Origin of the sequence: Ferviditalea candida, assembly GCF_035282765.1 — a bacterium.
GTDB lineage: Bacteria > Bacillota > Bacilli > Paenibacillales > KCTC-25726 > Ferviditalea > Ferviditalea candida.
Genome location: NZ_JAYJLD010000005.1, coordinates 93,926 through 113,437 on the forward strand (window position 1 = coordinate 93,926; position 19,512 = coordinate 113,437).

General features: G+C 50.9%; 16 protein-coding genes, 1 tRNA gene and 1 pseudogene. 10 read left to right on the top strand and 8 right to left on the bottom strand.

Annotated features, from left to right (window positions below; genetic code table 11):
• Positions 1 to 194: 194 nt before the first annotated feature.
• A complete protein-coding gene (trmB, locus tag VF724_RS05085) occupies positions 195 to 911 on the top strand; it encodes a tRNA (guanosine(46)-N7)-methyltransferase TrmB (protein ID WP_371753141.1) in 717 nt (238 codons plus the stop codon).
• 56 nt (positions 912 to 967) lie between these two features.
• Here trmB and VF724_RS05090 read toward each other — a convergent pair whose 3' ends face one another.
• The 6 genes and pseudogenes from VF724_RS05090 to fdhD all read right to left on the bottom strand — a co-directional run bounded on the left by VF724_RS05090 (position 968) and on the right by fdhD (position 7,737).
• The gene (locus VF724_RS05090) at positions 968 to 1,801 is read right to left on the bottom strand and encodes a formate dehydrogenase accessory protein FdhE (protein ID WP_371753142.1); all 834 of its coding nucleotides are present in this window, start codon (positions 1,799 to 1,801) and stop codon (positions 968 to 970) included.
• Positions 1,802 to 1,915: 114 nt separating this feature from the next.
• Entirely contained in the window at positions 1,916 to 2,842 is a 927-nt protein-coding gene (gene nrfD / locus VF724_RS05095; protein WP_371753143.1) for an NrfD/PsrC family molybdoenzyme membrane anchor subunit, read from the bottom strand.
• Between the two features lie 2 nt (positions 2,843 to 2,844).
• Entirely contained in the window at positions 2,845 to 3,657 is an 813-nt protein-coding gene (locus VF724_RS05100) for a 4Fe-4S dicluster domain-containing protein (RefSeq protein WP_371753144.1), read from the bottom strand.
• A pseudogene (gene fdnG, locus VF724_RS05105) lies at positions 3,658 to 6,213 on the bottom strand (formate dehydrogenase-N subunit alpha); the annotation flags it as partial.
• Between the two features lie 12 nt (positions 6,214 to 6,225).
• On the bottom strand, positions 6,226 to 6,795 hold the full coding sequence (locus VF724_RS21615; protein WP_503473101.1) for a twin-arginine translocation signal domain-containing protein: 570 nt from the start codon (positions 6,793 to 6,795) through the stop codon (positions 6,226 to 6,228).
• A gap of 132 nt (positions 6,796 to 6,927) precedes the next feature.
• Positions 6,928 to 7,737: a formate dehydrogenase accessory sulfurtransferase FdhD gene (gene fdhD, locus VF724_RS05110; RefSeq protein WP_371753146.1), complete on the bottom strand. Its 810-nt coding sequence runs from the start codon at positions 7,735 to 7,737 to the stop codon at positions 6,928 to 6,930.
• A 183-nt stretch (positions 7,738 to 7,920) separates the two neighbouring features.
• Between fdhD and VF724_RS05115 the strand changes: the two genes are divergently transcribed.
• Positions 7,921 to 8,017, top strand: a tRNA-Sec gene (locus VF724_RS05115).
• 4 nt (positions 8,018 to 8,021) lie between these two features.
• Here the strand turns inward: VF724_RS05115 and selA are convergent.
• Positions 8,022 to 9,431, bottom strand: a complete 1,410-nt coding sequence (gene selA, locus VF724_RS05120) for an L-seryl-tRNA(Sec) selenium transferase (protein ID WP_371753229.1) — start codon at positions 9,429 to 9,431, stop codon at positions 8,022 to 8,024.
• A gap of 28 nt (positions 9,432 to 9,459) precedes the next feature.
• Positions 9,460 to 11,355, bottom strand: a complete 1,896-nt coding sequence (selB, locus tag VF724_RS05125; RefSeq protein WP_371753147.1) for a selenocysteine-specific translation elongation factor — start codon at positions 11,353 to 11,355, stop codon at positions 9,460 to 9,462.
• A gap of 210 nt (positions 11,356 to 11,565) precedes the next feature.
• Here selB and VF724_RS05130 point away from each other — a divergent pair, with 210 nt between their 5' ends.
• The 8 genes from VF724_RS05130 (at position 11,566) to VF724_RS05165 (ending at position 19,305) form a co-directional block, all read left to right on the top strand.
• Positions 11,566 to 12,108 carry a hypothetical protein gene (locus VF724_RS05130; RefSeq protein WP_371753148.1) on the top strand — a complete coding sequence of 181 codons (543 nt, stop codon included), beginning with the start codon at positions 11,566 to 11,568 and terminating at the stop codon, positions 12,106 to 12,108.
• Positions 12,109 to 12,415: 307 nt separating this feature from the next.
• Positions 12,416 to 12,910, top strand: coding sequence for a translation initiation factor IF-3 (gene infC, locus VF724_RS05135; protein WP_371753230.1), 495 nt, complete (start codon positions 12,416 to 12,418; stop codon positions 12,908 to 12,910).
• Between the two features lie 293 nt (positions 12,911 to 13,203).
• Positions 13,204 to 13,404 carry a 50S ribosomal protein L35 gene (gene rpmI / locus VF724_RS05140; RefSeq protein ID WP_371753149.1) on the top strand — a complete coding sequence of 67 codons (201 nt, stop codon included), beginning with the start codon at positions 13,204 to 13,206 and terminating at the stop codon, positions 13,402 to 13,404.
• A 28-nt stretch (positions 13,405 to 13,432) separates the two neighbouring features.
• Positions 13,433 to 13,792, top strand: a complete 360-nt coding sequence (gene rplT, locus VF724_RS05145) for a 50S ribosomal protein L20 (RefSeq protein ID WP_371753150.1) — start codon at positions 13,433 to 13,435, stop codon at positions 13,790 to 13,792.
• Between the two features lie 539 nt (positions 13,793 to 14,331).
• Entirely contained in the window at positions 14,332 to 16,089 is a 1,758-nt protein-coding gene (gene ilvB, locus VF724_RS05150) for a biosynthetic-type acetolactate synthase large subunit (protein WP_371753151.1), read from the top strand.
• The gene (ilvN, locus tag VF724_RS05155) at positions 16,086 to 16,577 is read left to right on the top strand and encodes an acetolactate synthase small subunit (protein WP_371753152.1); all 492 of its coding nucleotides are present in this window, start codon (positions 16,086 to 16,088) and stop codon (positions 16,575 to 16,577) included. The genes ilvB and ilvN overlap by 4 nt, the downstream gene beginning before the upstream one ends.
• A 114-nt stretch (positions 16,578 to 16,691) precedes the next feature.
• On the top strand, positions 16,692 to 17,684 hold the full coding sequence (gene ilvC, locus VF724_RS05160; RefSeq protein WP_371753153.1) for a ketol-acid reductoisomerase: 993 nt from the start codon (positions 16,692 to 16,694) through the stop codon (positions 17,682 to 17,684).
• A 73-nt stretch (positions 17,685 to 17,757) separates the two neighbouring features.
• The gene (locus tag VF724_RS05165; protein ID WP_371753154.1) at positions 17,758 to 19,305 is read left to right on the top strand and encodes a 2-isopropylmalate synthase; all 1,548 of its coding nucleotides are present in this window, start codon (positions 17,758 to 17,760) and stop codon (positions 19,303 to 19,305) included.
• Positions 19,306 to 19,512 lie beyond the last annotated feature (207 nt).

A 19,512-nucleotide genomic window follows, 5' to 3' on the forward strand; every position in this document is an offset into this window, starting at 1 on the left:
AGTTGCAGAATATTATTGAGCCGCTGCAGGCGCTCTATCGCGGGATTTTCCCGCGGGAGCGCCTTTTTTAACGCTTGGGCAAATAACGGGTTCGCTGTTCTGCAAAACGGCGGACCGATCAACCGCTTTACTTTCTCCGTCCGGTTGTGCACAATATACTGTGGGTTGTACGGATAATGACAGGAGGAAACGCAGTGAGGCTGAGAGGCAAAAAAATGACGGAGGAAATGCTTCAACGGCTGTCGGGTCTGATGGTTGACGAAGCGGAATCATATAAGGGGAGATGGGCCGAATGGTTTGGCAATAACCGTCCGATTCACGTAGAGCTTGGCATGGGCAAAGGGAAATTCATCAGCGAGATGAGCGTGCTTCATCCTGATGTGAATTTCATCGGCGTGGATATGTACGATACCTTGATTCACCGGGCGGTTGAAAAAGCATTCGTCGTATGGAAAGAAGCGCATGGCACCGCCCCGATGAATATAGCATTGGTCAGGATGAATATCGAGCACATCGAGAAGGTTTTCGCTGACAGTGAAGTCGAGCGGATTTATTTGAACTTCAGCGATCCTTGGCCCAAAAAGCGGCACGCCAAAAGAAGATTGACCCATCCCGAGTTCCTGAAAAAATACTTGCAGTTGCTCAACGAACGGGGGGAAATCCATTTCAAGACGGATTCGCGTCAGCTGTTTGAATTTTCACTGAACGCTTTCTCCGATATGGGACTCCGCATGCGGAACATTTCCCTTGATCTGCACGCCGAAGGGCCTGCTGCCAACAACGTTATGACGGAATATGAAAGCAAATTTTTTGATCAGGGCGTCAACATTCACCGCTGCGAGGTTATCGTCGGGGAACGAGCCCTGCAGGAGCATGTGCATAAGCTCAGGGAAATTCTTCGGAAATATTAATATCTGCTTGATATCGGCCTGATACAGCCTCAAAATAGGCTGCTGTCCGATTCACTCTAACACCGCTGATATCCCTGCTCCTGTGCAATCAGATCCAGATGAAGGGTAGCCATTTCTTCCAAATAAATGAGTGGGTAGGATTGAGGCTCCAGCACGTTTACCCCTTTTATGTATGTTTTGCAGCCGTCGCAAACATCAATGCGGTATTTGTTTTTTTCCTCTTCAACAAACAGGAAATCCAAATTTTTGTGATCCGTGCTGTGACAGTTGGCGCACATGACCCTCTGGAACATCCAATCGCAGCCGCAGGAACCGCAGCGCAGAAAGCGGAAATTTTCCGAATCGCGGTATTCCGACAGGATCGGATGGCTTCCGCACACCGGACAATATCCTTTTCCCCATTCTTCCAGGTCCGGACAACGGGTCCAGGCACGGCTGTAGCGGTCAAGCGTGGGCAATAAACTGTACTGGACCAAGACGGCAATCAAGGGAATATCCACATTGTACCGTTCCGATAATTCCCACAAGGGTTTGTCATGGTTGCGGAGGCTTTCCGCCAAAACAAGACGGATTTCCTGGTCTGTTACAGACTTTTTCAGCTTTTTCAAGGAGTGCTTTGCTTTTTCCAATCCCGACCAATCGATCAATTTCCGAAACAATGGAACGGCAAATGATAAATCCACTTGATCTTCCAAGCCATCAAGCAAGTAATCTCCATTACGCCACTTCGCTTTTATTTCATCTTCGGACAACGGGAAAGGTGTAAAGTTGGGCGTATACATGATCATTTCCTTCATTAAATCCTGGTGGATGTCGGCCATTGATTTTATCGTTTTATTTTTGTCCTTTAGCCTTTTCCACCGGCTTTCGATTGTTGCAAGCATTTCCATGTCCGTTCCCCCCTTTTTTGAAAGAGCAAGTGGTGAGAGGAACCTCACCACTAAGGGCTCGCGATGAAATTAGTTCCACTTTTGGCGGGAAAGTAACCTTACTGAAGCCGCCGTTTACAGATGCTGTGCGCCGATGACCAATACATATCTCAAGGCCAATCCGCCGGCAAGGATAAGAATGTTTGAAAGTATCAATCTTTGTCTATCTCCCATAAGGGAGGGTTTGTACCTGAAAATAAGAGGCAGAATCAATCCCGCAAGCACAACGCCGCCAAACAGAAGAATGGAATTGCTGCCCGTCACCAGAATTTCCGCCAGCGGTCCAAGGCTGATGATAAATAGTACAATGAGAATCAATTCGATCACCATGACAATGGTATCCGCTTTTTCCAACTTATGAATGTAATCTTTTGCCTCTTGCGCTTTTTTGGATTTCATCAAAACGATCGCGGCAAGACCCGTCGATATGCCTGAAGCCAGAAAGAGTACGGGAATAAGGCTGGTTGCCGACCATACAGGCCATTGCGTTGCCGTAAGAAGAATTCCGGTGTATGTTCCAATGTATCCGGCTGCCAATATCCCGATAGGCAGGTATATATTTCTGCCCGGGCCTTCATGGAGATTGATCAGCAAACGGATCAAAGGATTTTTCGCTGCAAGGTTTTTCATTCTGATTACCGCATAAATAAAAGAGAGGGCGGAGATGGCGCTGAATAACAGGATTGCCCATGAACCCAAGGACATCACGGAAACAGGCTTGAACATCAGCACTCCGTCGCGGGGATTGAACATCATATGGAAAAACCTGATAAATTTATCCGGAACGTGAAGATCCAGAATTAACATCAGCCCGCTGACAATCATCAGAGGCATGCCCAGCAGATAGCCGGATATTGAATAATCGCGCTCGGCCCGGCTTCCCAACAGTTGACCAAAGGCTGCAAAAATATAGGAGCCAATCGCTATTCCTGCGGCAAAGAAGTAGATCATTATTGCCCAGTGCCAACCGGGAGCGCTCAGTTCATGCGGATAAGGATACATGGTCAATCCACCCCCTTATCGATTTTTGATTGTTTTTCCTGCGCTATTTGTTCCATTCGTCTTGCTCTGAACGTAAGCAGTCCGACCAATCCCATCCCAATCAATCCCAGCACGCTTGAGAAATAGGCGCCGCCCGATTTTTTGCTCGGGAGCTGCGGGTTGGATGGAAGTCCGTAAACTTCAGGCTTGTCAAGCAGCAGGTAAAAAGCATTCAAACCGCCGAGCACTTTCTCGTCTCCGTAAATACTCGCTTGGGTTACGCCATTTTGTTTTAATCGGTTAACTCTGCCATTTGCCATCGAACGCAAATCGCTTAGATTGCCAAATTGGATGGAATCGGTAGGACAGGACTGGGCGCAGGCCGGCTGCTGTCCATTTTGCAGCCTGTCATAGCAGAATGTGCATTTTTGCGCCGTTCCTTTTACATCATCGATCCCAATCACGCCAAACGGACAACCGGATACACAATAGCCGCAGCCGATACAAATATCATGATCGATATAAACCGTATCAAATTCGGTGCGGATGATCGCATTGGTCGGGCAAACTTCCATGCATCCCGCCTGTTGGCAGTGTTTGCAGGAATCCGCCAGGAACAGCCAGCGCTGCTCCTGGCGGTTATCTGAAAATTGTTCCACAAATTTAACGTGACGCCAGTTAACGGATCCCAAATGGCCCGTATTGTCATAACTGTTTCCCGTAAAGCCGATATGCTCCGCCATCGGCAGTTCATTCCACTCCTTGCAGGCTACCTGGCATGCCTTGCATCCCGTGCAAACCGACGTATCGACAAACATGGCTTTTCTATCCGCCATCTAGAGCACCCCCTGACCGATCCGGCCTTTGCGCACATTGCAGGTAAAGGCCTTGGATTCATGAATGCGAACATTGGGATCGCCGACAATGGCCGTCAGTTCGTTGGACGCAGAACCTTTTGCAATACCGGCATATCCCCAGTGAATCGGCATTCCCACCTGGTGAACCGTTTTTCCATCGATTTTGAAGGGGCGCATCCGCTTCGTCACGAGCGCTTTGGCTTCGGCCATACCGCGGGCTGTTTCGATCGTGACCCAATCCCCGTTGCGAATGTCCAGTTGCTTGGCCAATTCAGGACTGATTTCCAGGAATACCTCCGGCATGATTTCCGCCAACCAGGGCAGCCAGCGGGTCATGGGTCCGCTCAAGTGGTGCTCTGTGACACGGTATGTGGTAATGACATAGGGAAATTTCTCATTATTGACCCCATGCAGTTGATTGTGCGCAAGATCCTTATAATACACCGTTGCGGGGTTATGCGGATACTTGGGATACAATTTATTGGCAATCGGTGTATCGACCGGTTCGTAATGGGCGGGAAGGGGGCCATCGGCCAGCACGCCGAACAACTGAATCCGTCCTTCCGGCAGCATGATGAACGGATCGGAACCCGAATGCGCATCCAAACCTATTCCGTCGACTTTCGCCGGCGTATTCGGCGCCTTGGTCGCGGCAAAATCGGGAACATCCAGACCGGTCCATTTTTTTTGCAGCGCGTCCCACCATACGTATTTCTTCCGCTCGGACCATGGACTGCCATCCGGTGCCGCCGCTGCGCGGTTATACAAAATATGACGGTTGGCAGGCCAGCTAAAGCCCCAATTGAGGCTGACATAGTCGTCCCCTTTTCGGGAGGCCGCGCGGTTGGTCTTCTCATCCGGGAAAATGCCGGTGTAGATCCAGGCGCCGGATGCCGTAGAGCCGTCGTCTTTGAGATCGACAAAGCTTTTCACATGCTTGCCGGTTGCTGTTTCGTAACCGTTGATTTCCTTGAGAATCTTGTGGTCATCCGGCTCGGGAACTTTGAATCCGGTATTGCTTTCAGGCTCATAATCCCAAGTTAAATTTTGGATCGCCCAGTTGCGCTTGTCGGTGCTCGATTTGTAAAGAGCCTTTAATTTTTTGCCCAATTCGTAGGTGAACCAAAGATCGGACCGGCAGTCCCCGGGCGGATCGGCGGCTTTTTCCTTCCACTGCGCCATCCGGCTCGTATTCGTAAAGCTTCCTCCGGTTTCGGCAAATACGGCGGTGGGGAAGAAGAAGATTTCCGTCTTGATGTCCTTGGGACTCACTTTTCCGTTTACCACTTCGGGAGCGGCGGACCAGAAAGTGGCCGTTTCGGTCAGGAAGGGATCGCGGATGACCATCCAATCCAATTTGGCCATGGCTTCCCGGTGAAAGCTGGCGTTTTGGCCTCCTGCGGCGGGATTTTGGCCCATCACGAAAAATCCTTTTATATTGCCCTGATACATCTTCTGGAACATCCCGTAATGCGAGTGATCGCCGATCAGTTTAGGCAGAAAATCATATCCGTAATCGTTGGCTTCTGTAGCCGCATCGCCAAACCATGCTTTCAGCAGGCTGACCATATATTTGGGATAGTTGACCCACCAGCCGGTTGGTTTGGATTCGCTTAACAGATAATTTTCCAGCGTATCGTGCTTTTTACTGGCCGCAGGCATGTTTAAATAACCGGGGAGAGAATTATAAAGCGTGGGCAGATCCGTCGCGCCCTGCACGTTGGCGTGGCCGCGAAGCGCCATGATGCCTCCCCCGGGGCGTCCCATATTTCCCAGCAGCGACTGGAGAATGCCGGCGCAGCGGATATTTTGCGTGCCCAATGTGTGCTGGGTCCATCCCATGGCATAACAGAATGCGGAAGTGCGGTCTTTCCCCGAGTTTTTGGCGAGAGTTTCCGCGACCATGACAAACTGGTCTTTTGGCGTGCCGCAGACTTCCTCAACCAGCTCGGGAGTGTATCTGGAGTAATGGCGTTTTAAAACCTGAAATACCGAGCGCGGATGCTGCAGGGTTTCATCCCGTTTGGGACGGCCTACGATTTTTTGCCGGGCGATGCGATCCGTCAATGTCTTCGGCTCACCTTCGGGATGAACGGGTTCTTCCCGTTCATAGTCCCACGACGACGTGTCATATGACTGCTTATCCGGGTTATAGCCTGAGAACAGCCCCTCCAGGTCTTCCGTGTCTTTAAATTCTTCTTTAAGAATAAAAGAGGCATTCGTATAGTTGAGGACATACTCTTTAAAATATTTCTCATGCTGGATCATGTAATTGATCAGAGCGCCCAAAAAAACGATATCCGTTCCCGACCGCATGGGAACATAGTCGGTTGCCAGCGCCGAACTGCGCGTAAAGCGGGGATCGATGCTGATCACTCTGGCCCCTTTGTCCTTGGCGCGGAGCACCCACCGGAATCCTACAGGGTGATTCTCCGCAAAATTGGATCCCATAATGACAATGCAATCACTTTCCGCCAAGTCCCTTGGCGTTGTCGTAGCGCCGCCACGACCGAATGAAGTACCTAGACCAGGTACTGTGGAGCTGTGTCATATACGAGCCTGGTTTTCCAGATTAACGACACCCAAGGAACGCATAAGCTTGAGGTGCATGTAATTCCATTCGTTTTCCATCGTGGATCCGCCCAATGAAGCGATGGCCGGATTGACATTGACGAGCTTGCCGTCCATTTCTTCAATAAAATACTTGTCTCTCGTTTCCTTGACTTTCTCGGCGACGCGGTCCATGGCCCAATCCAGCGGCTTTTCTTCCCATTTGTCGCTGTATGGGGCGCGATACAATACTTTGGTTTGCCGCTGATCATTGTTGACCAACTGGAAAGCGGCCGCTCCCTTGGGACACAGCGAACCCAAATTGACCGGACTGTCCGGATTTCCTTCAATATTGACGACTTTTCCTCCGGATTCCGTAATGATCATCCCGCAGCCGATTGCGCAATAGGGACAAACGCTGGGAACCTGCTTGCCTTTTTTGACCTGCAATTTGATTTTTGTCACTTGCGCATGTACCGGCTTCAAATTCACGCCGGCAAGCGACGCTGCCGTTAATCCCGCAACGGCAACCCCCGATTTTTTCAAGAAGTCACGACGTGTAAGCAATTGAGTTTACCTCCTTGTGCGAAGATTGAAAGCCTTTTCAAAAAATGACGTCGATAACCACAAGATGAGCGATTCAGCTCCTTTCTCCATATTTCATATTCCAACGACCCACGCAAAGCATGATTCCAGGCATCAGGGCAATAAGTCGATTGCGTTGTGGTCGGAAGGGCAAACTGAAGGCTGTTTGTTATGTATAAATAGACGGGATTTTTCGTCATCGATGATCCTGTTGCAGGAAGTGTAGACGGTTGCCATCTGTCCCCGGATATAACCGACGATTTCAACCTGAAGAAATTGCGCCAACTCGATTGCCTGACAGGTCGCGGCGGTTCGCGAGGCGATGATGCCGATACCGAACCTTGCCGCTTTTGACAGCATTTCATAGGAAATTCGACCGGTTGTCATGAGTATCAGATTTTGCGGCGGCAGCCCATTTCTGACGGCGTATCCGATCACTTTATCCACGGCATTGTGGCGTCCGATATCTTCCCTGACGATCATCCCGCCATCCAAATCGATCAAGCAAGCTCCATGCATGCCGCCTGTCTGATGATACAAAGGAGTGAGTTTTGAAAACTCGCGCATTTTTTGCTGCAGATAACCTAAAGTAGCAGACCGGCCAAACGCGACTTTTTTTATCTTTTTGACATCGGATATGGATTGAAACGTTACCCCCTTGCCGCATCCGGCCGTCAGGTGCCTGCGCCTCTTAAGGATGGAGCCGGCATTGCCGCGGACCAGGTCGACCCAAATTTTGCCGCGGAAATCAAAATCATCGATCAACAATGTTTTCAAATCGCTGGGCGAATCGATAATGCCTTCCGTAAACAAATATCCCGTTGCCCAATCCTCCCAATCCACCCGGCTTAATTGAATGGTTAGCAGCTCTTGCTCATTCAAATAGAGGGTAACAGGGTATTCGTCGGGGCATGATTTGCTCATCCTTTTATTCCCCCGTTCGATTATTATCCTGCCGGCTGTTTAAACGGCGATTCATTTATAAAACTTGTATAGTATTTGGGAATGTCTGTGTGTTATAATCATGATAATCAGAAACATCTAAAAAGTAAATCCCTTTTATTGATGACCTGTAAATTGCACAAAACATTTTTCCGTTATCAATGTGGGGCTGGCTGGGGTACTGGTGTCCCTCTAGGTCTTCAAAACCTTTTGGGAGGCGCTTGCCGTCTCTGGTGGGTTCGATTCCCACACAGTCTCGCCAAAAATCAAAATGCAATGCTGCTAATGGCTGCGGCCAACAGGTCGATTTCTTCGTGCAATACGGTGCGAAAATCAATGCGCACATGGTTTTGGACAACGCGAACAATCACGGGGGGTGAACCGTGACGCAGTTTTTTCTCCACCCGATGCGCGGGTTGGCCATGAAAGGCAAGGGCAACCGACTTCGTCGGAAGGGTGACCCCCGGCAGCGATCCCCCGCCGACGGCCGATACGTCGTCTACAATCTCCGCCGAAATGCCTGTCGCGGAGGCAAGCCGGGCCATGAACCGGTTGGCTTTCCACTCTATTTCCCGAACCGGAATCAGGATATCTCTGAGCGTGGGAATTTCTTTGGCCGCTTGATCGGGGAGCAAATACAGGCGCAGCGTCGCATCCAATCCGGCCAATGTCATTTTATCGACCCTCAGCACCCGGGCCAGCTGGCTTTTTTTTAATTCTGCGATCCATTTCCGCTTTCCGGCGATAATTCCGGCCTGCGGTCCGCCAAGCAGCTTATCGCCGCTGAATGAAACAAGGTCCACCCCCGAAGCGATAACTTCGCGCACCAAAGGCTCGCTGCCGATGCCGTGCGCCTGCAGATCATACAGCGCTCCGCTGCCCAAATCCTCGTATACGGGAATCCGATATTTCGCTCCGAGCTTGACGAGTTCCCGCAAAGACACGGAATCGGTAAATCCGACCGTATGAAAATTGCTCGTATGCACTTTCATCAACAAAGCGGTATCATTGTCGATTGCCCGTTCATAATCGTACAGATGGGTTTTGTTGGTCGTTCCGACCTCAACCAATCGGGCCCCGCTTTCCGTCATGATTTCCGAAACCCGAAAGGAACCTCCGATCTCCACAAGCTGACCTCTGGATACGATAACCCGTTTGGCGCCGGCCACCACACGCAGAATCAAATATACGGCTGCGGCGTTATTGTTCACCACCACGGCCGCTTCGGCGCCGGTAAGCCGGCAGATCAACTCCTCGATGTGGCTGTGTCGCGATCCGCGTTCCCCCTGCGCAATATTGTATTCCAGATTGGAATAGCAGGCGGCTGTTTCAACAATCTGTTCCATCGCGCTTTTGGCCAGTACGGCCCGCCCCAGGTTCGTATGCAGCACAACGCCCGTCCCGTTGATCACCCGTCGCAGGCGAGGAGAAAGAAGCGCCGTCATTTTATCCTGAAGCTCCTCGCTCAACCGCTCCGAAGTTTGCTGCGCACTGCCGATTTCCACCGTGCCGCGCAAAATTCCTTCACGCCATTCGTCAATCAATTCCTGGGCCAATGTGACTGTCAATTCGTAGGGGATGCCTGCATTTTCGGCAAAGGACCGGACTTGCGGATGGTTGACCAATTTGTGCACCGCCGGCAAAGCGCGAAACATCGGCTGCAGCGCGCCGCTCATTTTTTTCAATTGCGCCCCCCCCAAAAATTCATTCGTTTTTCAACCATACCCGCTGCTCCCCGACTCTTTTCGTGAACCGCAGCTGATCGAGCAATTCCAAATATAAAACAAGGTTTTTCCGCGTGGTATCCAATATGGCTTTTGCCTCTTGAACGGTAAAGGGCTGTCCGTTTGTAAAACGATATAATGCGTCTAATTGCTTATCATGCGTTCGATGGTGGATCAGCTGCTTGTCGTCAAGCGTGTAAGCCCTTTCGGTTTGCAATAAATGGCGCCTTGCCTCTTGCAGAAGGTATTCCGGAACCTTCTCCCCGGAAAAATACTCGTCGAATGGTTTGACCTTCAGCCCATCCGCTTCCATCCGTTGCACCGCCCTTTCGAACTGTTGTTCCCACTGCCGTGGGAAATGGGGTTCAAATGAGGCGAGCGAAATAAACTGCTTTTCCCTCTTTAATCCGCCGCAGCCAACCTCCCGTTCGACAACAGCCTCAATCAACAAGACGGGTACGCCTTTAAGCGCTTGCGCGCATTCGGCTTTATTCATGCCCGAGCGGAGCGGATAGGATTCGTGATATTTCTGTAAAATTCTGTGGATTTCCTGCCTGACTTTTTCGTAAGCCTTTGAAGAAGTGAATACGTCGGACTCCACAGTGATGACCTGAAGGTTTTGGAGCAAGCGGGACAAGGTTTCCTCCAAGGTTTCCGGATCAAAGGAAGCGGTTTGCAGCAGTTCGTTTTTGGATAACAAATAGCGCTCGTTCAAAGCGTCGAGCAGCCGGTCATCCTGGCTTCCGCGCCGTTTTCTCTCCAGCTTGCGGATCGTTTCCTCGCCAAATCGAAGCTTTTTGCTGAACGGATCGATGATCCATCCTCCGCCGATTGTTTCGACGGGAGAAGGACGGCGCAGCACGATTCGGTCTCCGCGTCTGGCAACCACCGGATCCTCCAGACGAATTTGGCAGAGGACCTCTTCGTCTCCGTTTAATTCCTTGCGGTCCAACAGCACAATTTTGCCCATGACCTCGGATGTGCCGCAATAAAATTTGACAGGCGCGCGCTGTTTTACAGGGTATTTCAAATCCTTGACCGTTTGCAGTGAAACCTCGATTGCTTTGCTGAGAGAATAATGGTCGGATGAGACAAGAACGTCGCCGCGTTTTACCGCTTCTTTCACCGCGCCGCCCAAATTGATCGCAACCCGCTGTCCGGCGATGGCCATATCCTTTTCCCGATTGTGCACCTGCAGTTGCCTTGCCTTGACCGTAATTTGATGCGGAAGCAGCAGCAACGGGTCGCCCTTTTTAATGGTGCCTTCATAGATCGTGCCGCGGACAATTGTGCCCTGTCCCTGAATTGTGAACACCTGATCGATGGGCAAGCGAAATGCCCCTTTGGCTTCCCGCTGTTGAATATTGCGCAAATTCCGCGCGATTGCCGATTTCAGCTCTTCCAGCCCGTTGCCCGAAATGCTGTCCACCAGCACGACATCGGCATTTTCAAATATCGTGCGGTTAACCGCGGATCGAATGTCATCCCGGATCAATTCAATGAAATCCTGATCAACACGGTCGATTTTTGTCACGGCGATAATGCCGTGTTCGAGCCCCAAAAAGGACAAAATTTCCAAATGCTCTTTCGTTTGCGGCATGACCCCTTCATCAGCGGCAATCACCAGGATGACCAAATCGATGCCGGCCACTCCGGCAATCATTTGACGAATGAATTTTTCGTGTCCCGGAACGTCGACGATGGTCGTCTCGTATTCTCCCAAAAGAAACGAGGCATACCCCAATTCTATCGAAATTTTTCGCTCGATTTCTTCTTTCAAGCGGTCCGTGTCGATGTTGGTCAATGCCTTCGTCAAGGTGGTTTTTCCATGATCGATATGACCGGACATTCCGATGGTATAAAAGCGAGGATTCATCAGACCACCCTTTGCAGGAAGGATGTTTGGAGGTTTAAGCAGTGAAGCGCCGTTTTGTTGTCACTAGAATACAGCACAACTTTACACCAGTCAAACACGAAATTAGCAAATGAACCAAAATGAACAAATTAACAAAATAATTCATTCTTGTATTATAATTCTTATGGTAATATAAATATAATTGGGAACTATACACGAGGAGCGCTAACAATGAATACGAAATGGAATGAAAAGATGGAGAGAACCGTCATTAAGCTGGAGAATTACGGCAACAGCATCGCTTTGTATATTTTGCTTATCAGTCTTATGGCAAGTATTTTGAGCCTGTCGCTGCCGACTTTTGATTGGTCTCCCAATCAGAAAGCATTTGGAGTTTTCGCTTTGTTTTTTATTGGTTTATCAGCATTGCATGGGGTCATGTGGTGGATATTAACCAGAGAGTTTTTAAAGCTTTCGCCAGAAATAAAAAGGTTTTTGTCATCGGCGATTCGTTTGGTCCGGCCGGTACATATGATGACGGGGATGCTTGGGTTGGGTTTGGTTCTTTTGCATGGACTTTCCTTTATTACCGGCAATGGCTTCGATTGGAACGGCGTCACAGCAACCGGAACGTTGGCTTTTGTCGCGCTTTTTCTGTTGGCGCTTGACGGAATCGGCCTGATGATGAGTCCATTTCTCAGCCGGGCCATTCACCGGTGGATTGCCGGAAGTTTTCTTGCGTTTCTTGTCGTTCATTTGTGGATCGTTCTCTAATCAACAGCAGCTTGAATTGCTTGTTGACATCGATTCTGGCAAGTGGTATATTAATTTGGTAATTCAAAAATTTATTCTCCCGGAAGTAGAAGCGCCCGCTTCTCACCTGCCCGACTGGCTGTCGGCTGGTTAAGGATCAACGGTTTCATGTCATGCATGAATTTCATGCGGATGGATCGAGTGATGATGTGGGCTAATCTGCTCACATTTTTTTGTTTTTCGGCCTTATTCCGGGTTGAAGCGATTTGAGCGGATGAATTGATGATGGAGAACCATCTGGAGGTGGCAGATTATTAGTAAAGATCATCTGATTAACGAAGAGATTCGTGCCAAGGAAGTTCGTCTGGTCGGTCCCGAAGGTGAACAGATCGGCATCAAACCGCTGCGCGAAGCGCTGCAGATGGCGGCTGAACTTAATTTGGATCTGGTGAATGTGGCTCCGAATGCCAAGCCCCCGGTATGCCGCATAATGGATTACGGCAAATACCGTTACGAACAGCAGAAGAAAGAAAAGGAAGCCCGCAAAAACCAGAAGATCGTCGAGCTCAAAGAGGTGCGTTTCAGCGCCACGATTGAGGAGCATGATTACCAGACCAAGCTGCGCAATGTAGTCAAGTTTTTGAAGGAGCAGGACAAGGTGAAGTGCTCGATCCGTTTCCGCGGACGTGAAATCACACATGCCGATATCGGCCAGAAGGTGCTGGACCGCGTGGCCAAGGAAATCGAGGAAGTCGGAGTGGTCGAGCGCAAACCGAAGCTGGAAGGCCGTCAGATGATCATGATACTTGGACCGAAGGCTTGACGTTTTTTGCGATGGTGGCTGATTGCGTTAGATTGAAAGCGGGCCTGAATGAAGTGAAAGTCGTCCGCTTTCAGTATAGACGCCCCTTGCCATTTTCATGGCGCCAGCCGGTGATGAAAATGGCAAGTTGAAGCGTCCTTGAAGAATTCACATTGAAATATTTTTAAGCGGAAGTGAATTTTCAAGTGGATGAGGGGCAGACGTCTTTGTCCCTGTTGAGGTCGTTCGAATGCGAACGGCTGGTCTATGCTTTTGCTTTGTGGATTTACAAATCATTGTAGGAGGGCTAAATTATGCCAAAAATGAAAACGCATCGCGGCGCTGCAAAGCGTTTTTCCAAAACGGGTACCGGTAAAATCAAAAGAAACAAGGCTTTCAGAAGGCATCTTCTGGAAAGCAAGGATGCGGGACGCAAAAGACACATGCGCGGTTCGGTCGTCATGTCTGCAAGCGATGTGAAGCGTATCCGCCAGCTGTTGACATACGTCAAATAATTACTTGAAAACAAGGAGGTAGATTTTCATGGCAAGAGTTAAGGGCGGGTTTGTGACTCGCCGTCGTCATAAAAAAATTCTGAAATTGGCAAAAGGTTACTTCGGTTCGAAACACAGATTATTCAAAACCGCAAACGAGCAGGTTATGAAGTCGCTGCTTTACGCATACCGAGACCGCCGTCAGCGCAAACGCGATTTCCGCAAATTGTGGATTGCCCGCATCAACGCAGCCGCTCGCCAAAACGGATTGTCCTACAGCAAGTTCATGCATGGACTGAAGCTGGCCGGTGTGGACATCAACCGCAAAATGCTGGCTGATCTGGCCGTAAACGACGGAAAGTCTTTCTCCGATCTTGCGGTTGTCGCCAAACAAAAAATCAACGCATAATCCGTTAAAACTTAACGTTTTGTGAAGTGCGGCCAATAGTCTGAAAAGTTCTTGACTAATGGCCGCGCTGTTGTATAATAGTTTCTAAATTACAAATTCTATTTGTAACATAATGAATCGGCTATGAAGAGGACGAAGTGATAAGGGCCCTTTTGAACAGAGAGCAGAGGAACAGCTGAAACCTTTGCCAAAATCCCTTTTTGCGAGCTCACCTCGGAGCTGTTTCCCTGAAAAGCAGATTGCGCGTGCGCTTCTGGATGATTAGGGGAAATCGGGATACACCCGTTAAAGTGTATGGGTACGGGTCATGAACCGTACCTGCAGAGGTCATACGCCGTGAGGCGTGCGACGAACATTGGGTGGTACCGCGAAGGAGAACGATTCCTTTCGTCCCGGCAAATGCACAAGAAAGCATTTGCGGAGGACGAAAGGATTTTTTGCTTTTTATGCAGGTTTTCACTTGGGCTCAGCATCAGGGATGGACTGTCTTTTCCAGGACTGAAGCTTTTTTTTCCAGATTTGAAGGGAGGTTTGCTTTCATGAGCGTACAAACTGCATCTACGAATCAAGCGACGGGTTTATTGAACGGTGACTTGAGGGACAGGTTGTTGAAGCCGGATGTGATTTCCGGCTCGGAAATGCTGCTGCGCTCTTTGCTGCTGGAAGGAGTAGATACGGTATTCGGTTATCCCGGAGGTTCCGTATTGTACATTTACGACGCGATGCATGGGAATCCGGATTTTCATCATCTGTTGACGCGCCATGAACAGGGAGCCATTCACGCTGCCGACGGATATGCCAGAGCAACCGGCAAAGTGGGCGTTTGCATCGCAACTTCGGGTCCGGGAGCCACCAATTTGGTGACTGGAATTGCCACGGCTTACATGGACTCGGTTCCGATCGTGGTCATTACCGGGAACGTGCCGACCTCGGCGATCGGCACCGACGCCTTCCAGGAAGCCGACATTACAGGCATCACCATGCCGATCACCAAGCACAGCTATCTGGTCAGGGATGTGCACGATTTGCCGAGAATCATCCGCGAGGCTTTTCATATCGCTTCTACAGGCCGGAAAGGTCCAGTGCTGATCGACATTCCGAAGGATGTGTCGGCTGCGAAAGCGAAATTCGAATATGTGGATAAGATCAGCATCCGCGGATACAATCCGACGGTGACGCCGAACAAGCTGCAGGTGGATCGGCTGCTGAAGGCCGTCGAAAAGGCCTCGAAGCCGCTGATTCTGGCAGGAGGAGGTGTCGTCTATGCGGGCGCCGGACAGCAACTGCTGGAATTTGCCGAGAAAACGCAAATTCCGGTAATCACCACGCTGCTTGGACTCGGCGGATTCCCAAGCGCTCATAAGCTTTGGGTAGGCATGCCGGGCATGCACGGGACATATGCTTCAAACACGGCTTTGCAAAATTGCGATTTGCTGATCAGCATTGGTGCCCGTTTCGACGACCGCGTCACGATGAAGCTGGACGGTTTCGCGCCGACCGCCAAAGTCGCCCATATCGACGTCGATCCGGCGGAAATCGGCAAGAATGTGCCGACCGATATTCCTTGTGTCGGCGATGTCAAAATCGTGCTGGAGCAGGCCAATCAGAAGGCTAAGCCGGCCAAGTCGGAAGCGTGGATCGGCGAAATCGAAGGGTGGAAGCAGCAGTATCCGCTGCGCTACAAGGATTCGGAAAGCGAGCTGAAGCCGCAGTACGTCATTGAAATGATCAGCGAAACCACCGATGGCGAAGCGATCGTGACGACGGACGTCGGCCAGCATCAGATGTGGGTGGCCCAGTTCTACAAATTCAAGCATGCGCGTTCCCTGATCACTTCAGGCGGGTTGGGCACAATGGGCTTCGGCTTTCCTTCGGCGATAGGCGCGCAGATGGCGTTTCCCGACAAATTGGTCGTTTCCGTCAACGGCGACGGCGGCTTTCAGATGTGCGCCCAGGAGCTGGCGGTCTGCGCCATCCATAATATTCCCGTGAAGATTGTCATTATCAACAACCAGGTGCTCGGAATGGTCCGCCAATGGCAGGAAATTATTTATGACAACCGCCTGAGCCATATCGATCTCGCCGGAAGCCCGGATTTTGTAAAGCTTGCGGAAGCATACGGGGTCAAGGGCCTGCGGGCGACGAACAAGGAAGAAGCGCGCAAGGCCTGGCAGGAGGCATTGAATACCCCGGGACCGGTCGTCATCGATTTCGTGGTCCGCAAGGACGAGAATGTATTCCCGATGGTTCAGGCAGGGACGACACTTGACGAAATGTTATTGGGGGATTACGAATGAGTGCAAACAAACACACGATATCCGTGCTTGTCAACAATCAACCCGGGGTTCTTCAGAGGGTGTCCGGCCTGTTCGGCCGCCGCGGCTTCAATATCGACAGCATCACGGTGGGCGCCTCTGAGGAACCGGGCTTGTCCCGGATGATTATTGTCACCACCGGCGATGAAAATACACTGGAGCAAATTTCCAAGCAGCTGTACAAGCTGATTGACGTCATCAAGGTGAACGATCTCAGCTCCAATCCGATGGTCGCCCGCGAGCTCGCGCTGATTCAAATCAACGCCGAGCCCAAAGTCCGTCCGGAAATTTTGGGAGTCGTAGAAACGTTCCGCGCCTCCGTGGTTGATATCGGCCCGACGACGATGATCGTGCAGGTGGTCGGCGACTCCGACAAAATCGAAGCCATGGTTGAACTGCTGAAGCCTTACGGCATTCGCGAGCTCTCCAGAACCGGAGTAACGGCGATGATCCGGGGGATCGTAAAATAAGGTCTGGCTGAGAATGTTAAGCTTGTCAAATTTTTGTTGCAATCTTGCGGTTTTCCATTAAAATACCATATATGAATTTTCCCACAGGGATGAAATTAAAGGAGGCATTATTTAATGGCAGTTACAATGTATTACGACAAAGACGCGGATCAAAGCTATTTACAAGGCAAAACGGTGGCCGTAATCGGCTACGGCAGCCAGGGACATGCGCAATCGCAAAATTTGCGGGACAGCGGCATCAACGTTGTCATCGGTCTTCGTCCGGGACGTTCCTGGGAAACCGCCAAAAACGACGGATTTGAAGTGTACTCGGTAGCCGATGCGGTTAGACGGGCGGATTTGGTGCAAATTTTGATGCCCGACGAAATCCAGGCGAAGGTTTATAAGGAAGAAATCGAGCCGAATCTGAAACCGGGCGCGGCGCTGATGTTCTCCCATGGCTTTAACATTCATTTTGGACAAATCGTGCCGAATCCGGACATCGACGTGCTGATGGTAGCGCCGAAATCTCCGGGACATTTGGTGCGCAGAACATATGTGGAAGGTTTTGGAACACCGGGCCTGATCGCCATCCATCAAGACGCAACCGGCAAAGCCCATGAAATCGGTTTGGCCTACGCCAAAGGCATCGGTTGCACGCGCGCCGGCGTGATCGAGACAAGCTTCAGGGAAGAAACCGAAACCGATTTGTTCGGTGAGCAGGCTGTTCTGTGCGGTGGCGTGACTGCCTTGATCAAAGCGGGCTTTGAAACGCTGACCGAAGCCGGATACGCTCCGGAAATGGCCTATTTTGAATGCCTGCACGAAATGAAGCTGATCGTCGATCTGATCTATGAAGGCGGCATGGCCAACATGCGGAATTCCATCAGCAATACGGCGGAGTACGGCGATTATGTAACCGGACCGCGGATCATCACGGACGAAACCAAGAAAGAAATGAAACGGGTGCTCGACGATATCCAATCGGGCCGGTTCGCGCGTGATTTCATCCTGGAAAACCAATCCAACCGCGCATTCTTCACGGCGACCCGCCGCAGGGAAGCGGAGCATCCGATCGAGCAGGTCGGAGCAAGCCTGCGCGATATGATGCAGTGGCTGAAAAAGTAATTCGTCATGCGGCGGGTCATCATAAGATAAAATAGATAGAGAAGGCATTGAATATAAAGGGAGGTGAGATGGGATGCGGAAAATTTATATTTTTGATACGACATTGAGGGACGGCGAGCAGTCTCCGGGCGTGAATCTGAATACGCAGGAAAAGGTGGAGATTGCTCTACAGCTTGAAAAGCTGGGGGTGGATCGGATCGAGGCCGGTTTTCCGGCGGCGTCTCCGGGCGATTTGTCCGCGGTCAATGCCGTTGCCAAGGCGGTGAAAAACTGCAGCGTCATTGGACTTTCCCGTTCCCGGGAGCAGGATATCGATGCGGCCAGAGAAGCGTTGAAGGGCGCTCAGGATCCCTGCCTGCACGTGTTTCTTGCAACCTCCCCGATTCACCGCGCGCATAAGCTGCGCATGAATAAAGAGCAGGTGCTGCAAGCTGCGGAAGCTGCGATCAAATACGCCAAAAAATACTTTTCCAAAATCGAATTCTCTCCCGAGGATGCCGGCCGGACCGAATTGGATTTCCTCCGCGAGGTCGTGGAAATGGCCGTTCGCGCCGGGGCAACGGTAGTCAACATTCCGGATACCGTCGGTTATATGACGCCTGCGGAGTTCGGCAATATTTTCAAAATGTTGAGAGAAACGGTCCCGGGCATCGAAAAGATCCAATTGAGCGCCCACTGTCATGATGATCTGGGCATGGCGACGGCAAACGCGCTGGCCGCAATCATGAACGGCGCGGATCAAATTGAGGGAACGATCAACGGAATTGGCGAACGGGCAGGCAATACCTCCATCGAGGAAGTGGCCATGGCGCTGGAAACCCGCAGCGATTATTACCAGGCGAAAACCGGATTGGTGCTGAACGAGATTTACCGCACCAGCCGTCTCGTCAGCAAGCTGACAGGTATGGTCGTGCCCGGGAACAAGGCCATCGTCGGAGCCAACGCGTTTGCGCATGAGTCGGGCATTCATCAGGACGGCATGCTGAAGGAGAAAACGACTTATGAAATCATGCGTCCGGAAACGATCGGTCTGAAGGAAAGCAAGCTGGTTCTCGGCAAGCATTCCGGGCGGCACGCGTTTAGGGAAAAACTGATCGATCTCGGCTATTCGCTCAACGAGGATCAGCTGAACACGGCTTTTTCCAAATTCAAGGTTCTGGCTGACAAAAAGAAAGAAGTATCCGATGAAGATATTCGCGCGTTGATCGAGGAAAGACTTGTCGAGATTCCGGAAGTGTTCCGCCTGGAAACCATGCACGTATCCTACGGCAACCAGTCGGTCCCGAGCGCAACGGTGAGCATTCTGCAGGACGGAAGCGTTCTGGAGGAAACTGCAGAAGGGAACGGTTCGGTCGATGCGATCTACAAAGCGATCGACAAAGCCACACGCGAAGAAGTGGAGTTGGCGGATTACTCGATCAAGTCGGTCACGCATGGCAAGGACGCGCTCGGGGAAGTTCATGTCGTGCTGCGCCAGAACGGCTATTCCGTAACCGGCCGCGGGGTCAGCACGGATATATTGGAAGCAAGCGCCAGAGCGTATATTGATGCTGTCAACCGGCTGCTGGAAAAACGCAAAACAACCGGCGGAATTGCCCGGGACAGGGTCTCGTTGATTTAGGGCCCGCGATGAACAATCACATTAACAATGCCAAAACAGCGGAAACGTATTCCGCTGTTTTTTGGTTCGCCTTGCAGTCTGGCGGCGATGCTGGGTGACCCGCCCGAAAAACGGGGAAACCTATGCGTAAGCGCATATCTTGCAGGAAAACACGAAAAGGGATACGACCTGCAAGGCTCATCGACGTGATTAGGGTCAGGATGGATG

What these genes read in the sequence shown, in the direction of transcription:
- ilvB (WP_371753151.1), top strand. Translation starts at nt 14,332, where the DNA reads ATGAGCGTACAAACTGCATCTACGAATCAAGCGACGGGTTTATTGAAC.
- nrfD (WP_371753143.1), bottom strand. Translation starts at nt 2,842, where the DNA reads ATGTATCCTTATCCGCATGAACTGAGCGCTCCCGGTTGGCACTGGGCA.
- VF724_RS05130 (WP_371753148.1), top strand. Translation starts at nt 11,566, where the DNA reads ATGAATACGAAATGGAATGAAAAGATGGAGAGAACCGTCATTAAGCTG.
- fdhD (WP_371753146.1), bottom strand. Translation starts at nt 7,737, where the DNA reads ATGAGCAAATCATGCCCCGACGAATACCCTGTTACCCTCTATTTGAAT.
- VF724_RS05100 (WP_371753144.1), bottom strand. Translation starts at nt 3,657, where the DNA reads ATGGCGGATAGAAAAGCCATGTTTGTCGATACGTCGGTTTGCACGGGA.
- VF724_RS05165 (WP_371753154.1), top strand. Translation starts at nt 17,758, where the DNA reads ATGCGGAAAATTTATATTTTTGATACGACATTGAGGGACGGCGAGCAG.
- ilvN (WP_371753152.1), top strand. Translation starts at nt 16,086, where the DNA reads ATGAGTGCAAACAAACACACGATATCCGTGCTTGTCAACAATCAACCC.
- rplT (WP_371753150.1), top strand. Translation starts at nt 13,433, where the DNA reads ATGGCAAGAGTTAAGGGCGGGTTTGTGACTCGCCGTCGTCATAAAAAA.
- VF724_RS05090 (WP_371753142.1), bottom strand. Translation starts at nt 1,801, where the DNA reads ATGGAAATGCTTGCAACAATCGAAAGCCGGTGGAAAAGGCTAAAGGAC.
- selB (WP_371753147.1), bottom strand. Translation starts at nt 11,355, where the DNA reads ATGAATCCTCGCTTTTATACCATCGGAATGTCCGGTCATATCGATCAT.
- rpmI (WP_371753149.1), top strand. Translation starts at nt 13,204, where the DNA reads ATGCCAAAAATGAAAACGCATCGCGGCGCTGCAAAGCGTTTTTCCAAA.
- ilvC (WP_371753153.1), top strand. Translation starts at nt 16,692, where the DNA reads ATGGCAGTTACAATGTATTACGACAAAGACGCGGATCAAAGCTATTTA.
- selA (WP_371753229.1), bottom strand. Translation starts at nt 9,431, where the DNA reads ATGAGCGGCGCGCTGCAGCCGATGTTTCGCGCTTTGCCGGCGGTGCAC.